This is a genomic window from Streptomyces sp. PTL18 (assembly GCF_059510295.1).
The window spans coordinates 1-16372 of record NZ_JCAJZO010000007.1 but is presented as its reverse complement, the minus strand read 5'-3'; the positions used below and the strand labels follow the sequence as shown (position 1 = coordinate 16372).

Below are 16372 nucleotides of genomic sequence, written 5' to 3'. Positions count from 1 at the left end.
TGGCACCGTCACGATCCTGGACCGGAAGGCGGGCAAGGGCGGTTGCAGGTGTGGACGGGACGACGGCGGCTGGCAGGACGCCCGTACGACCCGGACGCGTGCACCGTCAACATCGGCGATCTGATGGCCCGCTGGACCGGCGACCGCCGGCCCTCGGGCCGCCACCGGGTCCTGCCGCCCCCACGGAGGCCCCCGCCGAGGAGCTGATGTCCCTCGTCCACTTCGGCGAGTGCACCCCGGGCACGATCGTGGAGTCGGTGCCGGTGCCGGTGGGGCGGGTGGTGTACGAGCCGGTGGACTCGCACGTGCGTCTGCGGCTGAAGCCGGACTCGATCACGATGGGTTGAGAAACGGCCCGGAACGGGAGAAGTCCGCAACCCGGAGGTCCAGGTTTCGCAGTCCGACGGTCGAGTTGTGCACCTGTCCGGATCAACTGCCCATTTTTCCACGGTGGTCTGGGTATACCTCACATCTGGGTACAGCTCACAGCAGCACATCGAAGCGGACCGCGCCGGGGGGAGATGCGGTGGACGACAGACGGCTGCACGGCCGGGGGCCTCTGTTCGACACCGAGCCGCCCGGCCTCGCCTCGCGGCTCGTCGGTCTGCGCCCCCACCAGCTCCGCTCCTGCCCCTGGGAGCACGACGGCGACCTGCCGTTCGTGGTGTTCACGGGCGGGCGCGGCCTCGGCAAGAGCGCCCTGCTCGCCGAGGTGCGCGCCGCCTACCAGGGGCACACGCCCGTCGCGCTGATCGACGGTGAGGAGCCGCAGTTCGCCGGGCCGCCGCCGGAGCGGCCCGGCGAGGCCTGGTCACCCGTCGCCCAGGCGCTGACCACCGTCGCCGAGCAGCTCGCCGAGCCCGTCACGGGCGCCCGGCGGATCGGGTTCCCGAGACTCGCCTCGGGGCTGCTCGCGGTCGCGGCGGGCGGCTGGGGCGACCGGGACGTGCCGCGCATCCGGCAGGAGGCCGAGCGGATCCTGCTGCTGAACGACTCCCGGTCCTTCCTCGACGGCTTCGCGGGCCGCTGGGTGAGCAAGGTGGTCGCCAAGCTGATCGCGTCCATGTCGAACACCGGGCCCGTCGTCGAGCCGATCATCGAGGCGACCCTGGAGTCCTTCAGCGAGGGCGTCTCCCCCACCCACCGCCGGCTGCGCAGGGCGGCCACCTGGTACCGCGACTACCCGAACGCGGGCGGCAACCCCAAGCTGGGGCTCATCCTGCTGTCCGGGCACTTCCGGGCCGGCGGCGACTCCCGCACCCACGCCGAGCGGCACCTGGTCCGGGCCCTGCTGGCCGACCTCGACGACGCGTACGCCGGTGTGGTGCAGCGCTCCCGCCGCGTCGGCCGCCCGGTGGTCCTCCTCGACAACGTGCAGGAACCCGCCGGCCGCGGCCTGATGGAGTGCGTGCTGCGCGACCGCGCGGACGGCATCCGCGACCAGGTCGTCTTCTTGGCGGCCCTGCGCGGTCACACCCACCCGGCGCTGCGCAACGCCGCCCGCCGCACCCTGACCGAGGTCGCCCGCACCACCGGCTGGGAGCCCGGAGCCTCCCCGACCTCGCGCGCGCTGCTCGTGTCGCTGCCGCCGCTCAAGCCCGACGACACCCTGCACCTCGTGGGCGCCGTCTGCCGGGGCGTCGACGTACCGCCCCAGCTTCCGCACGCCACGCACCGGCTCACCGGCGGCAGCCCGCTCGGCATCACCCTGCTCGCCGAGTCGGCCCGGCAGAACCTGCCGCGCGGGGCCGCGTCCCTCGGCGCCCTGCTCACCGGGGACGTCACCGTCCACGACGACCACGACGGCCGCCCCGCCTACCAGGAACTGCTGGACCGGCTCGTCCCGGGCGGCCGGCTCGACGAGCTGACCGTGCTCGCCACCGCCCACGACCGCCCGTCCGCGCTGGCGCTCGCCCGGGACCGCCTCCCCGACGACTTCGGCGCGGCGGGGGTGCTCGGCCTTCAGGAGCGGCTCGCCGCGGAAGGCTGGCCGACCGCACCGGGACAGTTCGTCGGGGACCCGTTCCTGCGCGCGCTGCTCCTGTTGCGGCTGCACCACCTGGACGCGGACCACGCCGAGTGGCAGGCGGCCCACCGTGCGCTCGTCGACCACTACGGCGAGCAGGGCGGGGCGGACACCGCCCGCTACCGGCTGCACCACGAGCTCGCCCTCGGCAAGGCCGACTTCGCGGTGGCCCATCTGCGCGACACCTTCACCGGGACGGATGTCGGCACCTGGCTGTCCACGCTGGTCTTCATCGCGTCCGCGCCCTACTTCCACGCGCACGATCCCGAGGGGCGGGACTTCGACGGCGGTCACGGCCACGACCACCGGGCCGCGGTCGCGCTCGGCCGCACGGACGCCGAGGAGCGGCCGCCGCAGGGCGTCGATCCCGTCCTGCACCTGCGGGTGCGGCGGTTGCTGCACGCGGTGTGGCAGCTGACCGACCCGCTGGTGCTGCCCGATGTGAAGGTGGCCGAGCGGCTGCGCTTCGAGCTGGAGCAGCTGTCGAACCTGCGGCCCTCGGGCACCGCCCCGCTGTGGCGGGCCTCGCGGGACTGGCCGAAGGACGCGCTGGCCGGACGGCCCCTGCGCATCCCCGGCGACGACGGGGACGGGGACCGGGGAGGTCCGGCGTGACGGCGGGCCCGTGCGGTGTGCGTGGCCACGGTGATCGCTGTGGCGGTGGTGGTCGGGGTGGCCGGGGTCGGCCCTTCCGGCCGTACGAGAGCGGGGGACGATGATGGCGGCACGCTGGTGGACCTGGCTGCGCGAGGACGTCTGGGAGATCCGCTTCCGCCGGTATGCGGTGCTGCTGCTCGCCGCCCTACTGGTGGCCGGCACCGCGTGGGCCGTCGTCACCTACGTCGGCCGGCAGCCCTCCTGCGCCCCCGGCGTGGCCCGCCTCGACGGCGGCGACGACTGCGTGGGCGTGTCGACCACGGCGTACGACTTCGGGCAGCCGCGGTTCGCCGATGTCGTGAAGGCGGTGTACCGGGAGAACGACCGTCTGAAGCCCGGCGGTTACGTCACCGTCGCGCTCTTCGAGCCCTTCACCGCGCGGGACCCGGACAGCGTCGACGACACGCTGCACGAGATCCAGGGCGCCTACCTCGCCCAGTACCGGGCCAACCACGGCACCACCGGGGAGACCCCTCAGATCCGGCTGGTGCTCGCCAACACCGGCCGGGACGGGACCCACTGGCCGCGCGTGATCGACCGGCTGACGCAGATGGCCAAGGACACCGATCGGCTGCGGGCGGTGACCGGGATAGGGCTGAGCACCGACAACAACCGGGCCGCCGTCAAGGAGCTGACCCGCCGCGGCATCCCGGTCGTCGGCTCCTCCATCACCGCCGACAACCTCGCCAACGGCGCCGACGGCAAGGACCCCTACCCGGGGCTCGCCCGGGTCGCCCCCACCAACAGCGACTCGGCCCGCGCGCTGGCCTCCTTCGCCCGGGTCTCCGGCAGCAGGGCGCTGCTGGTGTACGACAAGCCGGGCGACCCCTACACACGCACCCTCCAGAGCGCGTTCCAGAAGCTGGTGGCGGGATCGCCGTACCAGGCGCAGCCGTTCACGCCGCCCGAGGACCGTACGCAGGAAGGCACGACCGCAAACCAGTTCCGGCAGATCACCCAACTGGTGTGCGACACCCCGAAGTCCACGGACACGATCCTGTTCGCCGGGCGCCACACCCAGCTGCGGCAGTTCGTCAACGCGCTGGGCGCACGCGGCTGCATGGACCACCGGCTCACCGTGCTCACCGGCGACGAGGGCTCGTACCTCAACGGGGACACGCTGCTCGACTGGAAGGCCCTCGCGCGGAACCTGTCCGTGCGCTACACCGCGCTCGCGCATCCCGACGCGTGGAAGAAGGAGACGGCGCGGACGGGTGGCAGCGCGGCGGACGCACAGGAGCTGGACGGACTGATCGCGCGTGGCGCGAAGCAGCCGGTGGGGCCGATCGGGCCGGTGGATCTCGCCGACGGCCAGCTGATCATCGCGTACGACGCCATGCGGCTCGCGGTGCAGGGCCTGCGGGAGGCCACACCGACCGGGGCCGCGATGCCGTCGCTGACGGACGTGGTGAACGAGTGGGCGTTCATGAAGGGCTCGCACCGGGTGGACGGGGCGAGCGGATGGATCTGCCTCGACGTGCACGGCAACCCGTACGACAAGGCCGTGCCGATCGTGGAACTGACCCCGTCCGGAGGCGCGCGGTTCGTGCGGATCGCCTGGCCCGAGGGCCACCCGCCGGCCAAGGAGTGCCTGCCGCCTGCCTGAGCCCTGCCGGCGGAGGGGTCTAGGCCAAGGACCCCAGCAGCCGTTCGAACCGTTGGCGCCAGCCCGGGTCCCTGTCCTCCCCGCTCTCGTGCGTGAACCGCACCGTCGTCCCCGCCGGGCGGCCCGGTTCGAGGTGGAAGCGGATGCGGCCCCGGCCCTCGACCGTGTACTCGGCGACCCGTTCCACGTCCCAGGCCGTGATCCGGCCCTCGGCCGGACCGTCCGGGAGCCGTAGACCGACCGCCCCGCCGAGTCGTGGTTCGAACGGCTCGGCGGGCGCCAGCCACTCCGCCAGGCCCGCGGCGGAGGCCAGCACCGGCCAGACCTCCTCCACGGGGTGGGGCAGGCGCAGCAGGTAGTGCCGTACGAACGCGTCCCCCCGCCGCTCGGCGGTGCCCCCTTCGATGGGATCGGTCATGACACCAGCGTCACTCCCGGTGGGACGTTCCGCATCCGTGCCCGGCCTTCGCCGTGCGGGGAGGGCGGCGGACTCACACGCCCGCGTACGAGTGCTTGCCGCCCACGAAGATGTTCACGCCGTAGTAGTTGAACAGCCAGCAGCCGAAGGCGATGAGGGCGATGTACGCGGCCTTGCGGCCCTTCCACCCGGCCGTGGAGCGGGCGTGCAGGTAGCAGGCGTAGGCGACCCAGGTGATGAACGCCCAGGTCTCCTTGGGGTCCCAGCCCCAGTAACGACCCCAGGCGGACTCCGCCCAGATGGCACCCGCGATGATCGTGAACGTCCACAGCGGGAAGACGGCCGCGTTCACGCGGTAGGCGAACTTGTCCAGGGAGGCCGAGGACGGCAGCCGCTCCAGGACGGAGGTCGCGAAGGTACCGGGAGTGCCGCCGTTCGCCAGCTTGTTCTCGTAGGAGTCCTTGAAGAGGTACAGGAGCGTACCGACCGCGCCGACGTAGAAGACCGCGCCGCAGACGATCGCGGTGGAGACGTGGATGTACAGCCAGTACGAGTGCAGGGCCGGGACCAGTTGGTCGCTCGCCGTGTACAGGACGGTGACCGCGAGGCCGAGGTCGAGCAGGACCGTGGTGGTCAGGAAGAGCCCGAGCCAGCGCACGTTCTTCTTCAGCGCGAGCAGCGCGAGGTAGACGCCGACGGCGACCGTGGAGAACGTGATGTTGAACTCGTACATGTTGCCCCACGGGGCCCGCTCCACGGAGGCCGCCCGGGCGAACACGCCGCCGAGTTCGACGAGGAAGGCGAGCACGGTCAGGGAGACGGCGATCCGGCCGTAGAGGTCGCCCTGCGCGTCGCCGCCGTGGGCGCCGGGCCCGTCCGGCACGTCACGGGCGCCGGCCACGGCGCGGGTGACGACCTTGGGTCGCTCCAGCACCGCGGTGCCCCCGGCCTTGTTGACCGTGACCGCGGGCGCGGCGGCCTTCTGCCGGTCACCGGCGGTGAGCGCGGCGGCCGTGCGGGCGACCTTGCTGCGACTGCCGAAGAGCCATTCGGCGATGTACGCGAAGAAGGCCAGCGTGTAGACGGCCATCGCGGAGTAGACGAGCGTGTTGCTGATGTTCGCGAGGTGTTCGTTGGTGGCGGTGGCGAGGGTCACTTCTTCCGGTCCCCTTCAGCGGCAGGTACGGGGGTTGCGGCGTCCGGCTCCTGTTCGGGGTCGGCGTCGGGGGTCTTGTCGCCGGCGGTCTCGCCGGACTCGTCGGACGGGCCGGTCCCGTCGGACGGCCCGGCCTCGTCGGTCTTCGTGGGGGCGTGCTCGTGGACGAACGCGGCCAGGTCGCCGAGTTCCTCGGCCACCTTCGCGGACTCGCTGCGGCCGAGACCCGCCATCTCCACGACGGTGACGCCGTCGGCGCCGGTCGTCGCACGCACCCACACGCGGCGGCGCTGGATGAACAGGGAGGCGGCCAAGCCGAAGATCGCGGCGATCGCACCGCCGAGCGCCCAGCCGGTGCCGGGCTGCTGCACCACCTGGAAGCCGGCCCACTCCTTGATCTGCTTGTCGAAGGTGATCGAGCCGTTGCCGCCGGGCAGCTTCATGGTCTCGCCGGGCAGCAGCCGGGCCTTGAGGATGTCGCCCTTGGCGTCCTTGTACGGCTTCACTCCCCTGGCCTTGGTGTCCATCTGGTACACGTTCTGCGGGATGCCCGCGTTGACGCCCAGGTCACCGTGGTACGCGGACACCGCGAGCACCGGGTAGTCGAGCGCCGGGAACTGGGAGAACATCGTGCCCTGACCGGCGCCCGCGAAGGTCGGCACGAAGAACACCGGGAAGCCGAGCTGCTCGACCCGGCCCTGGGCGTTCCTGAAGCCGTCGAGGACCTTGACGGCGCCCTGCGAGGTCACGTTGGGGTCGATCGGCAGCAGCGGCACCGCGTCATGGAAGACGACGTTCCCCTTGCCGTCGCGGACCGTGACGACGGGTGCGTAGCCGTGGCTGACCAGGTAGACCTTGGCGTCGCCGATCTCCAACGGCTCGTTGACCTTGATGATGGTCTTCTTGCCCTTGCCGTAGGCGCCCACGCTGTAGGTGATGTTCGCCTGGTAGGTGCGCGGGGTGCCCTTGTTGGGGCCGCTGCGTTCGTAGGTGGCGGTGAACTTGTCCAGGCTGAAGCTGAACGGCACCAGGTCGTCGTCGGTGAAGAGGTTGCCGGACTTGAAGTCGTCGTACTGGGTGAGGGTGTTGGAGAAGCCGCCGCCCTCGACGATCAGCTTGTTGCCCTCCGTCTTGTACAGCTGGCCCCAGGCGAAGGCGACCAGCATCACGACGAGCGCGACGTGGAAGAGCAGGTTGCCGGCCTCGCGCAGATAGCCCTTCTCGGCGGCGACGGCGTCCTGGGCGACGTGCACGCGGAAACGGCGCCGCCCGAGCACCGCCAGCGCTGTCTCGCGGACCTGCTCGGGGTCGGCGTCGGTGCGCCAGGTCGCGTACGCGGGCAGCCGGGTCAGCCGCTTGGGGGCGGCCGGCGGGCGGCTCCTGAGCTGTCCCACGAACTGCCAGGTGCGCGGCACGATGCAGCCGATGAGCGAGATGAACAGCAGGATGTAGATCGCGGAGAACCACACCGAGCTGTAGACGTGGAACAGCCCGAGCTTGTCGTAGATCTGGCCGAGCGTCCTGTGCGCGTCCGTGAAGTCCCGGACCTTCAGCGCGTTCTGGCCGGTCTGCGGGATCAGGGACCCGGGGACCGCCGCGAGCGACAGCAGGAACAGCAGGATCAGCGCGACCCGCATGGAGGTCAGCTGCCGCCAGAACCAGCGGGCCCAGCCGGCGGTCTCCCGCGCCGTCCAGGTGATCCAGCCCTTGGCGCCGGGGACGCGGGGGCCGCCGAAGGACCCGGGCACGGCCGTCTCGACAGGGGCGGTGGACAGTTGGGAGCCGGCCTCGCCGAGGTCGGGCTCCCTGCCGTCCGCGAGGATCTCGGGGGGCTCGTCACTGTGCACGTCGGCGCTCCGTGTGTCGCTCATGGATCAGACCCCCACCGTGAAGCCGTCGGACCAGCTCTGCATCTGCTGCACGATGCCGTCCCAGGCGCCGGTGACCAGCAGCAACCCGGTCGCGATCATCATGCCGCCGCCGATGCGCATCACCCACTGGTAGTGCCGCTTGACCCAGCCGAAGGCGCCGAGCGCCTTGCGGAAGGCGACGGCGGCGAGCACGAACGGCACGCCGAGGCCCAGGCAGTAGGCGACGGTGAGGAGGGCGCCGCGGCCCGCGCTGCCCTGGTCGGAGGAGAGCATCAGCACGGAGGACAGGGTCGGGCCGATGCACGGCGTCCAGCCGATGCCGAACAGCGCGCCCAGCACGGGTGCGCTGACCAGGCCCGCCACGGGACGCTTGTGGAAGCGGAACTCCCGCTGGGTGAACCAGGGCATGGCGCCCATGAAGAAGAGACCCATGAGGATCATGAAGGCGCCCAGCACCTTGGACAGGACGTCCTTGTGTTCCTGCAGCGTGGAGCCGAAGAACCCGAACAGGGCCCCGCTGGAGACGAACACGGCGGTGAAGCCGAGCACGAACAGGGAGGCGCCCGCGACCATCCGCCCGCGCCGGGCCTCGGCCAGGTCGGTGCCGGTGACCCCGGTCACGTACGACAGGTAGCCGGGGACGAGCGGCAGGACGCACGGGGAGAAGAAGGAGACGAGCCCGCCGAGCAGGGCGACGGGAAGGGCGACCAGCAGGGCTCCGTTGAGCACCGTGCCGTTGTAGCCCGCGGCGGCGAGTGTGGAGACGGCCGTCACGTCACTTCTCCGCGACGACCGGGGCGATCATCTCGCGCAGCTTGTCCTCGGTGAGGGCCTGCAGCGTCCGCGCGGCGATCTTCCCTTCCCGGTCGATGACCAGCGTGGACGGGATCGCCTGCGGGTTGAGCGTGCCCCGCTTGAAGCGGAGCATCAGCTTGCCGGTCGGGTCGTACAGGCTCGGGTAGGTGACCCCGTACTGCTGCTCGAAGGCGCGGGCCGGTCCGGTGCTGGTGTCGCGGGTGTTGATGCCGACGAACTGGACGCCCTTGCTCGAGGTCTCCTTGGCGACCTTGACGAAGTTGGGCGCCTCCGCGCGGCAGGGCGGGCACCAGGAGCCCCAGACGTTGATGACGACGACCTTGCCCTTGTAGTCGGCGACGTCGAGCTTCCTGCCGTCGACGGTGGTGCCGGACAGGTCGGGGGCGTCGGCCCGCTCGCCCTTCTTGACGGTCGCGATGCCGTCCCTGCCGGTGATGAAGTTGGTGTTGCCCGACCCCCCGGAGGTGCCGCCGGATCCGCAGGCGGACAGGGCGAGCGCCGCGACGGCGGCCCCGGCGGTGACCAGGACGGCGCGTCGGCGGCTACGGGTGCGGTTCAGGCGCTGGGGGGCGCGGCAGGCGGCACTCATGTGAAAAGTTTCGCATGTCCGTTCCGAGGATCTTGCCCACCCCCCTCATGGGCGGAAACCCGCATTTCACGCGGGGTTCGACGAGCTGCCCGAAGTGGTGCCCGCGGTGGTGCCCGAGGTCTTCTTGCCGGTACCGGAGGTTGCGGAGAGGAACGTCTTCCAGCCACCGGCCGGCGCCTGCCCGACCCCGAGCGTGCGCAGCTTGGCCAGGATCTCGGGCCGCTGCACGTCGATCCAGTCCGTGAACTGGCGGAAGGAGACGATGCGGACGTCGGCGCCGCTCTCCTTCGCGCGCGCGATGTGCTTGAACGCCTCTTCGACGGCGTCCATGTAGATACCGCCGTTCCAGTGCTCGAAGTGGTTGCCTATGAAGAAGGGGGCCCGATTTGTCTCGTATGCCCGCTTGAATCCGGCTATGTAGGCCTGCGCCGCCTGCTGGCGCCAGCCCGGGTAGTTGTACGCGGGCGCCTTGGTCGAGTTCTTCGACTGGTTGGCCAGGATGTTGTAGTCCATGGACAGCACCTGGAAGCTGTGGCCCGGGAACGGCATCGCCTGGAGCGGGTAGTCCCAGAGCCCGTGTCGCTTCACCGGCCACACCTGGTTGCCGCCGGGCGAGGAGGCGTCGTAGCGCCAGCCCAGCTCGCGGGCGGTGGGCAGCAGGTTGTCCTGGCCGAGCAGGCAGGGAGTACGGCCCCCGACCAGTTCCTTGTCGTAGTCGAAGGGCAGCGGCGGCAGGTCGTGCCAGCCGGTGTTGGTCTTCCACTCCTTGACGAACGCCTTGGCCTGGTCGATCTCACTGCGCCACTGCTTGGGCGTCCACCACTTGACCGAGCCGTGGGTCTCCCCGCAGAAGTGCCCGTTGAAGTGGGTGCCTATCTCGTGGCCCTCGAGCCAGGCCCGGCGGACGTTGGTCAGCGTGGCCTTGATGTGGTCGTCGTTGAGGTAGCCGATGTCGGAGGCGCCCGGCGCGTTGTTGGGCGGCAGGTACTTGCGCTTCTTCGACTCCGGCAGCAGGTAGAGCCCGGACAGGAAGAAGGTCATGTGCGCGCCGTGCTCCTTGGCGAGGTCCAGGAAGCGCGGGAAGAGGCCGTTGCCGACCTCGCCGGCGCCGTCCCAGGAGAAGACCACGAACTGCGGAGGAGTCTGGCCCGGCTCCAGCGGCACCGGCTTGTCCGGCTGGTTCGGCTGCTTGCCGGTGTCGGCGGTGGAGCCGTCACCCAGCGGACGCGCGTCGGCCGAGGGGCTGTTGCCGGGACCGCCGGAACCGTCGGATCGCCCCTTGCCGGAACCGTCAGCGGGACTGGCACCGTCGTGCTGGGTACCGCACGCGGCGAGTCCCATCGCCGCCGCCGCCCCCGCGCCGAGTCCTATCAGTCCCCGTCGGCTGATCTCCCGCATTCCGTCCCCATCTCATAGCGCCCTCTCAGTGGTCGCACAGTGAGAGGGCGCTATGGAGGGGCCAGGTTCCGTGGAAACCGCATACCTCTGACGGATTTTACGAAGACAGGGCCTGATGGCGAGGCCGAACACGTCTGGTGACCAAGCGTTCGCCCACCCGTAAGCCGTGGGACATGGGAAGTTGGCACCCTTCCGCCGCCGGCCCCCCTCTCTCTCAGGCCCCGAACGCCTTGCTGCCGCCCGGTGCTCGCTTCCCCTTCGCCGGCTTGGCACCCGCGCGCAGATGCGGCGGCACCAGGTCGCGGGCCGGCTCGGTGTAGCCCACCGACACGATCTTGTCGCCCTGGTACGTGAACGTGGTGAGGGAGGCGAGCGTGCACTGCCGCCTGCGCGGGTCGTGCCACAGCCGCCGCCGCTCCACGAAGCTGCGCACGATCCAGATCGGCAACTGGTGGCTCACGCACACGGCCTCGTGCCCGCGCGCGGCGTCCTTGGCGGCGTCCAACGCCGCCATCATCCGCACGACCTGCTCCAGGTACGGCTCACCCCAGGACGGCTTGAACGGGTTGACCAGGTGCTTCCAGTTCGCGGGCCGCCTGAGCGCCCCGTCGCCGACCCCGAAGGTCTTGCCCTGGAACACGTTGTCGGCCTCGATGAGCCGCTCGTCGGTCGCGAGGTCGAGCCCGTGCGCCTTGGCGATCGGGGTGGCCGTCTCCTGCGCCCGCTCCAGCGGGGAGGAGACGACGTACGTGATGTCGCGGGGGGCCAGGTGCTCGGCGACCCGCTCGGCCATCTGCCGGCCGAGCTCGGAGAGGTGGTAGCCGGGAAGTCTCCCGTACAGGACCCCGTCCGGGTTGGCGACCTCGCCGTGCCTCATCAGGTGGACGACGGTGATGTCACTCATGCCGCGGTCGCCTCCGCTGCTGCCCGGGCCGCCGCCGGAAGGGCGTCGGCGATCCGCTGGACGGCCCGCTCGTCGTGCGCGGTGGAGACGAACCAGGACTCGAACGAGGAGGGCGGCAGATAGACGCCCTGGGAGAGGAGGGAGTGGAAGAAGGCGGTGAACCGGAAGGACTCCTGCGCCTTGGCGTCCTCGTAGGTGCGCACCGGCCGGTCGGTGAAGAACACGGAGAACATGTTGGAGGCGCTCTGCACCTGGTGGACCACCCCCTCCTTGCCGAGGGCCTCCGTGACGAGCGTTCGGATCTCGTCGGCGACCGCGTTCACCTTCTCGTAGGCGGCGTCGTCGAGCAGCCGCAGCTGGGCGAGGCCGGCGGCGGTGGCGACCGGGTTCCCGGAGAGGGTGCCGGCCTGGTAGACGGGCCCGGCGGGGGCGAGGTGCGCCATGACGTCCTTGCGGCCGCCGAACGCGGCGGCGGGGAAACCGCCGCCCATGACCTTGCCGAAGGTCATCAGGTCGGGCTCGACCCCGTCGATGCCGTACCAGCCCGCCCTGCTGGTGCGGAAACCGGTCATGACCTCGTCGGAGATGTAGAGGGCGCCGTTCTCCCGGCACAGGTCCCTGAGCCCCTGGTTGAACCCGGGCAGCGGCGGGACGACCCCCATGTTCCCCGGCGAGGCCTCGGTGATCACACAGGCGATCTCGCCGGGGTGCGCGGCGAAGGCGGCGCGGACGGCCTCGAGGTCGTTGTAGGGCAGGACGATGGTGTCGCCGGCCTGCGCGCCGGTGACGCCGGGAGTGTCGGGCAGCGCGAAGGTGGCCACACCACTGCCCGCCGCGGCCAGCAGCGCATCGACGTGACCGTGGTAGCAACCGGCGAACTTGATCACCTTGGACCGCTGGGTGAACCCGCGTGCGAGCCGGATGGCGGACATGGTGGCCTCGGTGCCGCTGGAGACGAGCCGGACCTGCTCGACGGGCGCGACCCGGGCGACGATCTCCTCGGCCAGAGCGACCTCACCCTCACCGGGCGTACCGAAGGAGGTACCGCGGGCGACGGCCTCCTGCACGGCGGCGACCACGTCCGGGTGGGAGTGCCCGAGGATCATGGGCCCCCACGAACAAACAAGGTCGACATATTCGCGCCCGTCGGCATCGGTCAGATAGGGACCGGTACCGGACACCATGAACCGGGGCGTACCGCCCACGGCGCGGAAGGCGCGCACCGGAGAGTTCACGCCGCCGGGCGTGACGGCCGCCGCGCGCTCGAAAAGAGTCTGCGAAACTGGGGCTTCGTACGGATAGCTCACACTAGCCATGGTGTCAGAGGCCGCGAAGATCCTGCGGACAGGTGGTTGCACGCACGTTTCGGCGGGCAGCCGCGGGGGAGGTCACTGACACGATGATCGGGTTGCGCGGCGGGGGCCACGCGTCCTAGAAAAGCAGTCGGGTGGAGATATGCATCGCGGTGGCGGACTGGGCGAGGGGACCGACGACCTGGGTCCTCGGCGTGCCCGGCGGGGAAGGCACCGGCGCGACGCGGAGGAAACGAGCGAGACACGTCACACTCAGGGTTCGCAGGGCGGTCCTGCCGGACCCGGTGGACCTGGTGGACTTGGTGGAGTCGGCGGACCTGAGCGGATCGACCGCCTGACGCGTATGGATGGCATGGACCATGTGAACCGTAGGCGCGATCCACTCGGGGCAGGAAGCGGGAATGGTGGTCGGGTGGGGGTGACGTACAAGTACTTCGGCGCGCCGGACGGCGCCACGGCGGCCCGCGTCCCGATCTCGATGCGTCCCGAGGAGCTCGGCGGCGACGAGCTCGGCATGGGCGGCATGTTCACCAAGATCAAGCCGGAGACGATGGCGGCGATGGTCCTCACGGGCATCGAGGGCGTCCCGCTGCACAAGGTCCCACCGCTGGAACTGGTGGTCCTGCACCCCGACTACGCGGTCGTCAAACTCCCCATGACGGTCGTGGACCCGCTGCGCGGCATCGGCGAGGAACAGGTCGGCGCGGCGGCCTTCATCTGGTCGACGGTCCCGGACCGGGGCGGCCCGCGGGACGCGTTCAACGTGTACCAGTTGCTGCACGAGTGGCAGGACTTCAGCCACCGGTTGCATGAGGCGGGGCATCAGCCGTATTGCCTGGTGTGGCCCTGACCGGCTCTGAGCTGGGGTTTCTTGCGGGTTGGGCGGGGTCTTCGGGCCTCGCCCTTTTTGGTGCCGGGGAGGGCCGTCAGGCGGCCAGGGCACATTGAGGGCACATTGGTTTTGCTGGGGGTGCTGATGTGCCCTGGGCTGCGGGTGGGTCGCCGTCGTTTTCCGCCTCGGCTTCCGTTTCCGTGAAGGCGTCGTCGATCGCCTTGCGGGTGCGGGTCTCGCTGGACGGCAGCAAGTGCGTGTACGTCCGGAGCGTGAAGCCCGGGTCCGAGTGGCCGAGGTACTCGGAGAGCGCCTTTATGCTCTCACCCGCGTCCAGGAGCACGGAGGCGTAGGCGTGCCGGAGGGCGTGCATCCCGTCTTCGGGGGCCGCCTGGAGGTACCTCGCGCCGCGCTCGCGGGGAGGGATCACGCCGGCGGCAGCCAGAGCGCGCTTCCAGTCGCCCATGTTGAAGACGCTGCGGTTGTAGGCCCGCCCCTTCTGGTCGACGAAGAGGAGACGGAAGGTCTTCGGCTCGCCGTCCGGCTTGGCCCACGGCAGGGTGACCTCGACCGGCGGGAACTCCTTCGTGTGGGCCTTGAGGGCGGCAGCAAGCTGGGCCGGTAGAGGCACAGATCGGATCTTGTTCCCCTTGGGCAGGGCGAAGACGGGCTTCGTGCCGACGAGCCGTACCTGGCGGTTGACGTGGATCCAGCCGGTCTTGAAGTCGATGTCCTCGACGGCAAAGCCGAAGACCTCGCCCTGACGCAGGCCGCAGCCGAAGGCGAGCTTGCCGCCGGCCTGGAAGCGCTTGGGCAGGCCGGCGAGGACTGCCCGGACGCGCTCCAGCGGCCAAGGGATGATCTTCTTCTTGGTCGCGGTCGGCAGCTTGACCGACTTCGCCTTGCAGGGGTTCTTCGGCAGCAGCCCATCCTCCACGGCCGCGCCGAGGATGCTGGAGAGGATGTCGAAAATGCCCTCGATCGTCGACACCTCCAGGCGGGCGTCCTGGAGCCTGCGGATCCAGCCCTGGATGACCGAGGGCTGGTTGAGGGAACGCAGCTCGCGTCGCCCGAGGTGCTCGACGATGTGGTTGCGGACCGTCGCCTCGTAGCGGAGGGCTGTCGTCGGACCGACGGAGTTCGCGTCCAGCCACTTCTGCGCGTAGGCGCCGAGCGTCTGCTTCGTCTCGGCTGGTACGACGTAGGAGCCGCGCCGGATCTCGACGTCGACCTCGGCGGCCCGGTTGTCCGCCTCGGCCTTGGTGTCGAAGTTCTCCTTGCGCTGGCGGCCGTCCAGATCGCGGTAGCGGACCTGCCACCGCTTGCCGACGCCGTGATCGGCGGTGGGGACCATCTGCCGCGTACGGCTCTTGTGTTCACCGCACTCGGCCTCGGTGGGCTTGGGATGGGACTTGTGCCAGCGGTCGTACACGTCAGCCAAGAAGGACCCCCTGGATGCGCTCCCAGGTCTGGATCGCAGAGGTCTCCAGAGGCAGCAGGACTGCGGGCGAGACGCCGAGGGCGGCGGCGATCGCGACGAGGTCGTCGACGTCACAGCGGCGGTGGGCGCGCTCGGTGCGGCTGAGGGCTGTGTTGGACATCGGGCGGCCCAGCGCGGTGCATCGGGCAGCCAGCTGGTGCTGGGTCAGGCCGCGCGCGATGCGTATTCGCTCTATGGCGCGGGCGGCGTGGAGGCCGGCGGGGCCTATTTCAACGGGTCGAGTTGCCATGACAGGTAGCTGTAACTTGCAGCCGACCTTTATGGCAAGAGTTGGCTCTAAAACTCTACAGAAGTCGTTGCAGGGTGACCGTGGGGCGGCGTGGCGTTTATCTCGCCCATTCACGAGGCACGGACGAGTAATTCCGGGAGTCGCCGTGCTAACTTGCCGTCACGCGTGAACTTTGGGCGTTTTGAGCCGGTAACCGATGATGTGCTCACCGCTTGCTTCAGCTCACCTGATCACCTGCCCAGACAGGCTCCGGCCTGCACCAACCGACGAGACGGGCCCGGTCGGTGCCCCCCGGGCGATCAGGGATGAGGAGGTAGTCGCCAACTTTTTGGTCAACGGCCGATCCACCTCTACGGTTATTACCCCTCCCAGCCACGCCGAGGGAATTAGTGGAGAGTTTTAGAACCAACGCTGGACTTCTTCGCTGGCGGTGTGGCTGTGTTGTCCAGGCACGCTGTCCAAGACCGAAAAGGAGCCCTGTGCCGAATACCTCTCTCCGCAGCGCGAACGCCCCTTCCTCCGCCGACGCTGCCCGGCGCGGCCCGTTGGCCACCCCGGCGGAAGTCGCTGCCTATCTCGGGGTGCCGGTGAAAACGCTCTACCAGTGGAAGTACCGGGGCCTCGGCCCCAACGTGCACAAGGTCGGCCGCCACCTCCGCTACCGCTGGTCCGAGGTGGACGCCTGGGTGAACGCCCAGTCCGCGTACGACCTCACGGCCTGAAGCCGCCCTGCCGGGACAGCGAAGCGGCTCTCCGCGAGCCACCGCCGAGAGCCACAGAGTCCCCGCCCCCATCGCCCTTGAACGATCGAATCGGTGGGCCGGGCCTTGCCCGTCCGGCCCACCGGGAAGGAACGCCTATGGACGAATCTACGTCCCCCGACTCCTCCGCCGCATCCTCGATACCCACCTGGCCGCCCGTCGCCGCCCTGGGCCAGGACGCCACCGCGAAAGCCTCGACCTCGGAGGACGACGAGCCAGGGCAGCCCGGAGAAGGCGCACAGCTACTGGACGAGCTGCAGGAAGCCATCGCGCGGTACGTGATCCTGCCCAGCAG

Annotated in this window: 14 protein-coding genes and 2 pseudogenes; 6 read left to right on the top strand and 10 right to left on the bottom strand. The window is 70.4% G+C overall.

Annotation, left to right across the window (positions count from 1 at the left end; genetic code table 11):
* Position 1: 1 nt before the first annotated feature.
* The 3 genes and pseudogenes from AC5WS8_RS15295 to AC5WS8_RS15285 form a co-directional block, all read left to right on the top strand.
* Positions 2–347: pseudogene (locus AC5WS8_RS15295) on the top strand (2OG-Fe(II) oxygenase family protein); the annotation flags it as partial.
* Between the two features lie 179 nt (positions 348–526).
* Positions 527–2641 (top strand): hypothetical protein, encoded by a 2115-nt coding sequence (locus tag AC5WS8_RS15290; protein ID WP_496103935.1) that lies wholly within the window; start codon positions 527–529, stop codon positions 2639–2641.
* Positions 2642–2744: 103 nt separating this feature from the next.
* Positions 2745–4289 carry a hypothetical protein gene (locus AC5WS8_RS15285; RefSeq protein ID WP_496104224.1) on the top strand — a complete coding sequence of 515 codons (1545 nt, stop codon included), beginning with the start codon at positions 2745–2747 and terminating at the stop codon, positions 4287–4289.
* Between the two features lie 19 nt (positions 4290–4308).
* On the opposite strand, the gene AC5WS8_RS15280 is transcribed toward AC5WS8_RS15285, so the two are convergent.
* From AC5WS8_RS15280 to hemL, 8 genes are all read right to left on the bottom strand, one after another.
* The gene (locus AC5WS8_RS15280; RefSeq protein ID WP_496103934.1) at positions 4309–4707 is read right to left on the bottom strand and encodes an SRPBCC domain-containing protein; all 399 of its coding nucleotides are present in this window, start codon (positions 4705–4707) and stop codon (positions 4309–4311) included.
* 73 nt (positions 4708–4780) lie between these two features.
* Positions 4781–5863 (bottom strand): c-type cytochrome biogenesis protein CcsB, encoded by a 1083-nt coding sequence (gene ccsB, locus AC5WS8_RS15275; protein WP_496103933.1) that lies wholly within the window; start codon positions 5861–5863, stop codon positions 4781–4783.
* Complete coding sequence (gene resB / locus AC5WS8_RS15270) at positions 5860–7734, bottom strand: cytochrome c biogenesis protein ResB (protein ID WP_496103932.1); 1875 nt, start codon at positions 7732–7734, stop codon at positions 5860–5862. The genes ccsB and resB overlap by 4 nt, the downstream gene beginning before the upstream one ends.
* Positions 7735–7737: 3 nt before the next feature.
* A complete protein-coding gene (locus AC5WS8_RS15265; protein WP_496103931.1) occupies positions 7738–8508 on the bottom strand; it encodes a cytochrome c biogenesis CcdA family protein in 771 nt (256 codons plus the stop codon).
* A 1-nt stretch (position 8509) separates the two neighbouring features.
* A complete protein-coding gene (locus tag AC5WS8_RS15260; protein WP_496103930.1) occupies positions 8510–9139 on the bottom strand; it encodes a TlpA family protein disulfide reductase in 630 nt (209 codons plus the stop codon).
* Between the two features lie 66 nt (positions 9140–9205).
* Complete coding sequence (locus AC5WS8_RS15255) at positions 9206–10537, bottom strand: polysaccharide deacetylase family protein (RefSeq protein WP_496103929.1); 1332 nt, start codon at positions 10535–10537, stop codon at positions 9206–9208.
* A gap of 214 nt (positions 10538–10751) precedes the next feature.
* On the bottom strand, positions 10752–11441 hold the full coding sequence (locus tag AC5WS8_RS15250) for a histidine phosphatase family protein (RefSeq protein ID WP_496103928.1): 690 nt from the start codon (positions 11439–11441) through the stop codon (positions 10752–10754).
* On the bottom strand, positions 11438–12757 hold the full coding sequence (gene hemL, locus AC5WS8_RS15245; protein WP_496103927.1) for a glutamate-1-semialdehyde 2,1-aminomutase: 1320 nt from the start codon (positions 12755–12757) through the stop codon (positions 11438–11440). The genes AC5WS8_RS15250 and hemL overlap by 4 nt, the downstream gene beginning before the upstream one ends.
* Before the next feature lie 139 nt (positions 12758–12896).
* Between hemL and AC5WS8_RS15240 the strand changes: the two genes are divergently transcribed.
* The gene (locus AC5WS8_RS15240) at positions 12897–13604 is read left to right on the top strand and encodes a hypothetical protein (RefSeq protein ID WP_496103926.1); all 708 of its coding nucleotides are present in this window, start codon (positions 12897–12899) and stop codon (positions 13602–13604) included.
* Between the two features lie 76 nt (positions 13605–13680).
* Here the strand turns inward: AC5WS8_RS15240 and AC5WS8_RS15235 are convergent, their stop codons facing one another.
* Both AC5WS8_RS15235 and AC5WS8_RS15230 read right to left on the bottom strand, forming a co-directional pair.
* Positions 13681–15018 carry a tyrosine-type recombinase/integrase gene (locus tag AC5WS8_RS15235; RefSeq protein WP_351222893.1) on the bottom strand — a complete coding sequence of 446 codons (1338 nt, stop codon included), beginning with the start codon at positions 15016–15018 and terminating at the stop codon, positions 13681–13683.
* A 1-nt stretch (position 15019) separates the two neighbouring features.
* The gene (locus AC5WS8_RS15230; protein ID WP_351222860.1) at positions 15020–15316 is read right to left on the bottom strand and encodes a helix-turn-helix domain-containing protein; all 297 of its coding nucleotides are present in this window, start codon (positions 15314–15316) and stop codon (positions 15020–15022) included.
* Between the two features lie 479 nt (positions 15317–15795).
* Here AC5WS8_RS15230 and AC5WS8_RS15225 point away from each other — a divergent pair, with 479 nt between their 5' ends.
* Together AC5WS8_RS15225 and AC5WS8_RS15220 are read left to right on the top strand one after the other, a co-directional pair.
* Complete coding sequence (locus AC5WS8_RS15225; protein ID WP_094056861.1) at positions 15796–16038, top strand: helix-turn-helix transcriptional regulator; 243 nt, start codon at positions 15796–15798, stop codon at positions 16036–16038.
* A gap of 137 nt (positions 16039–16175) precedes the next feature.
* Positions 16176–16372 (top strand): annotated as a pseudogene (locus AC5WS8_RS15220) (DUF3631 domain-containing protein); the annotation flags it as partial.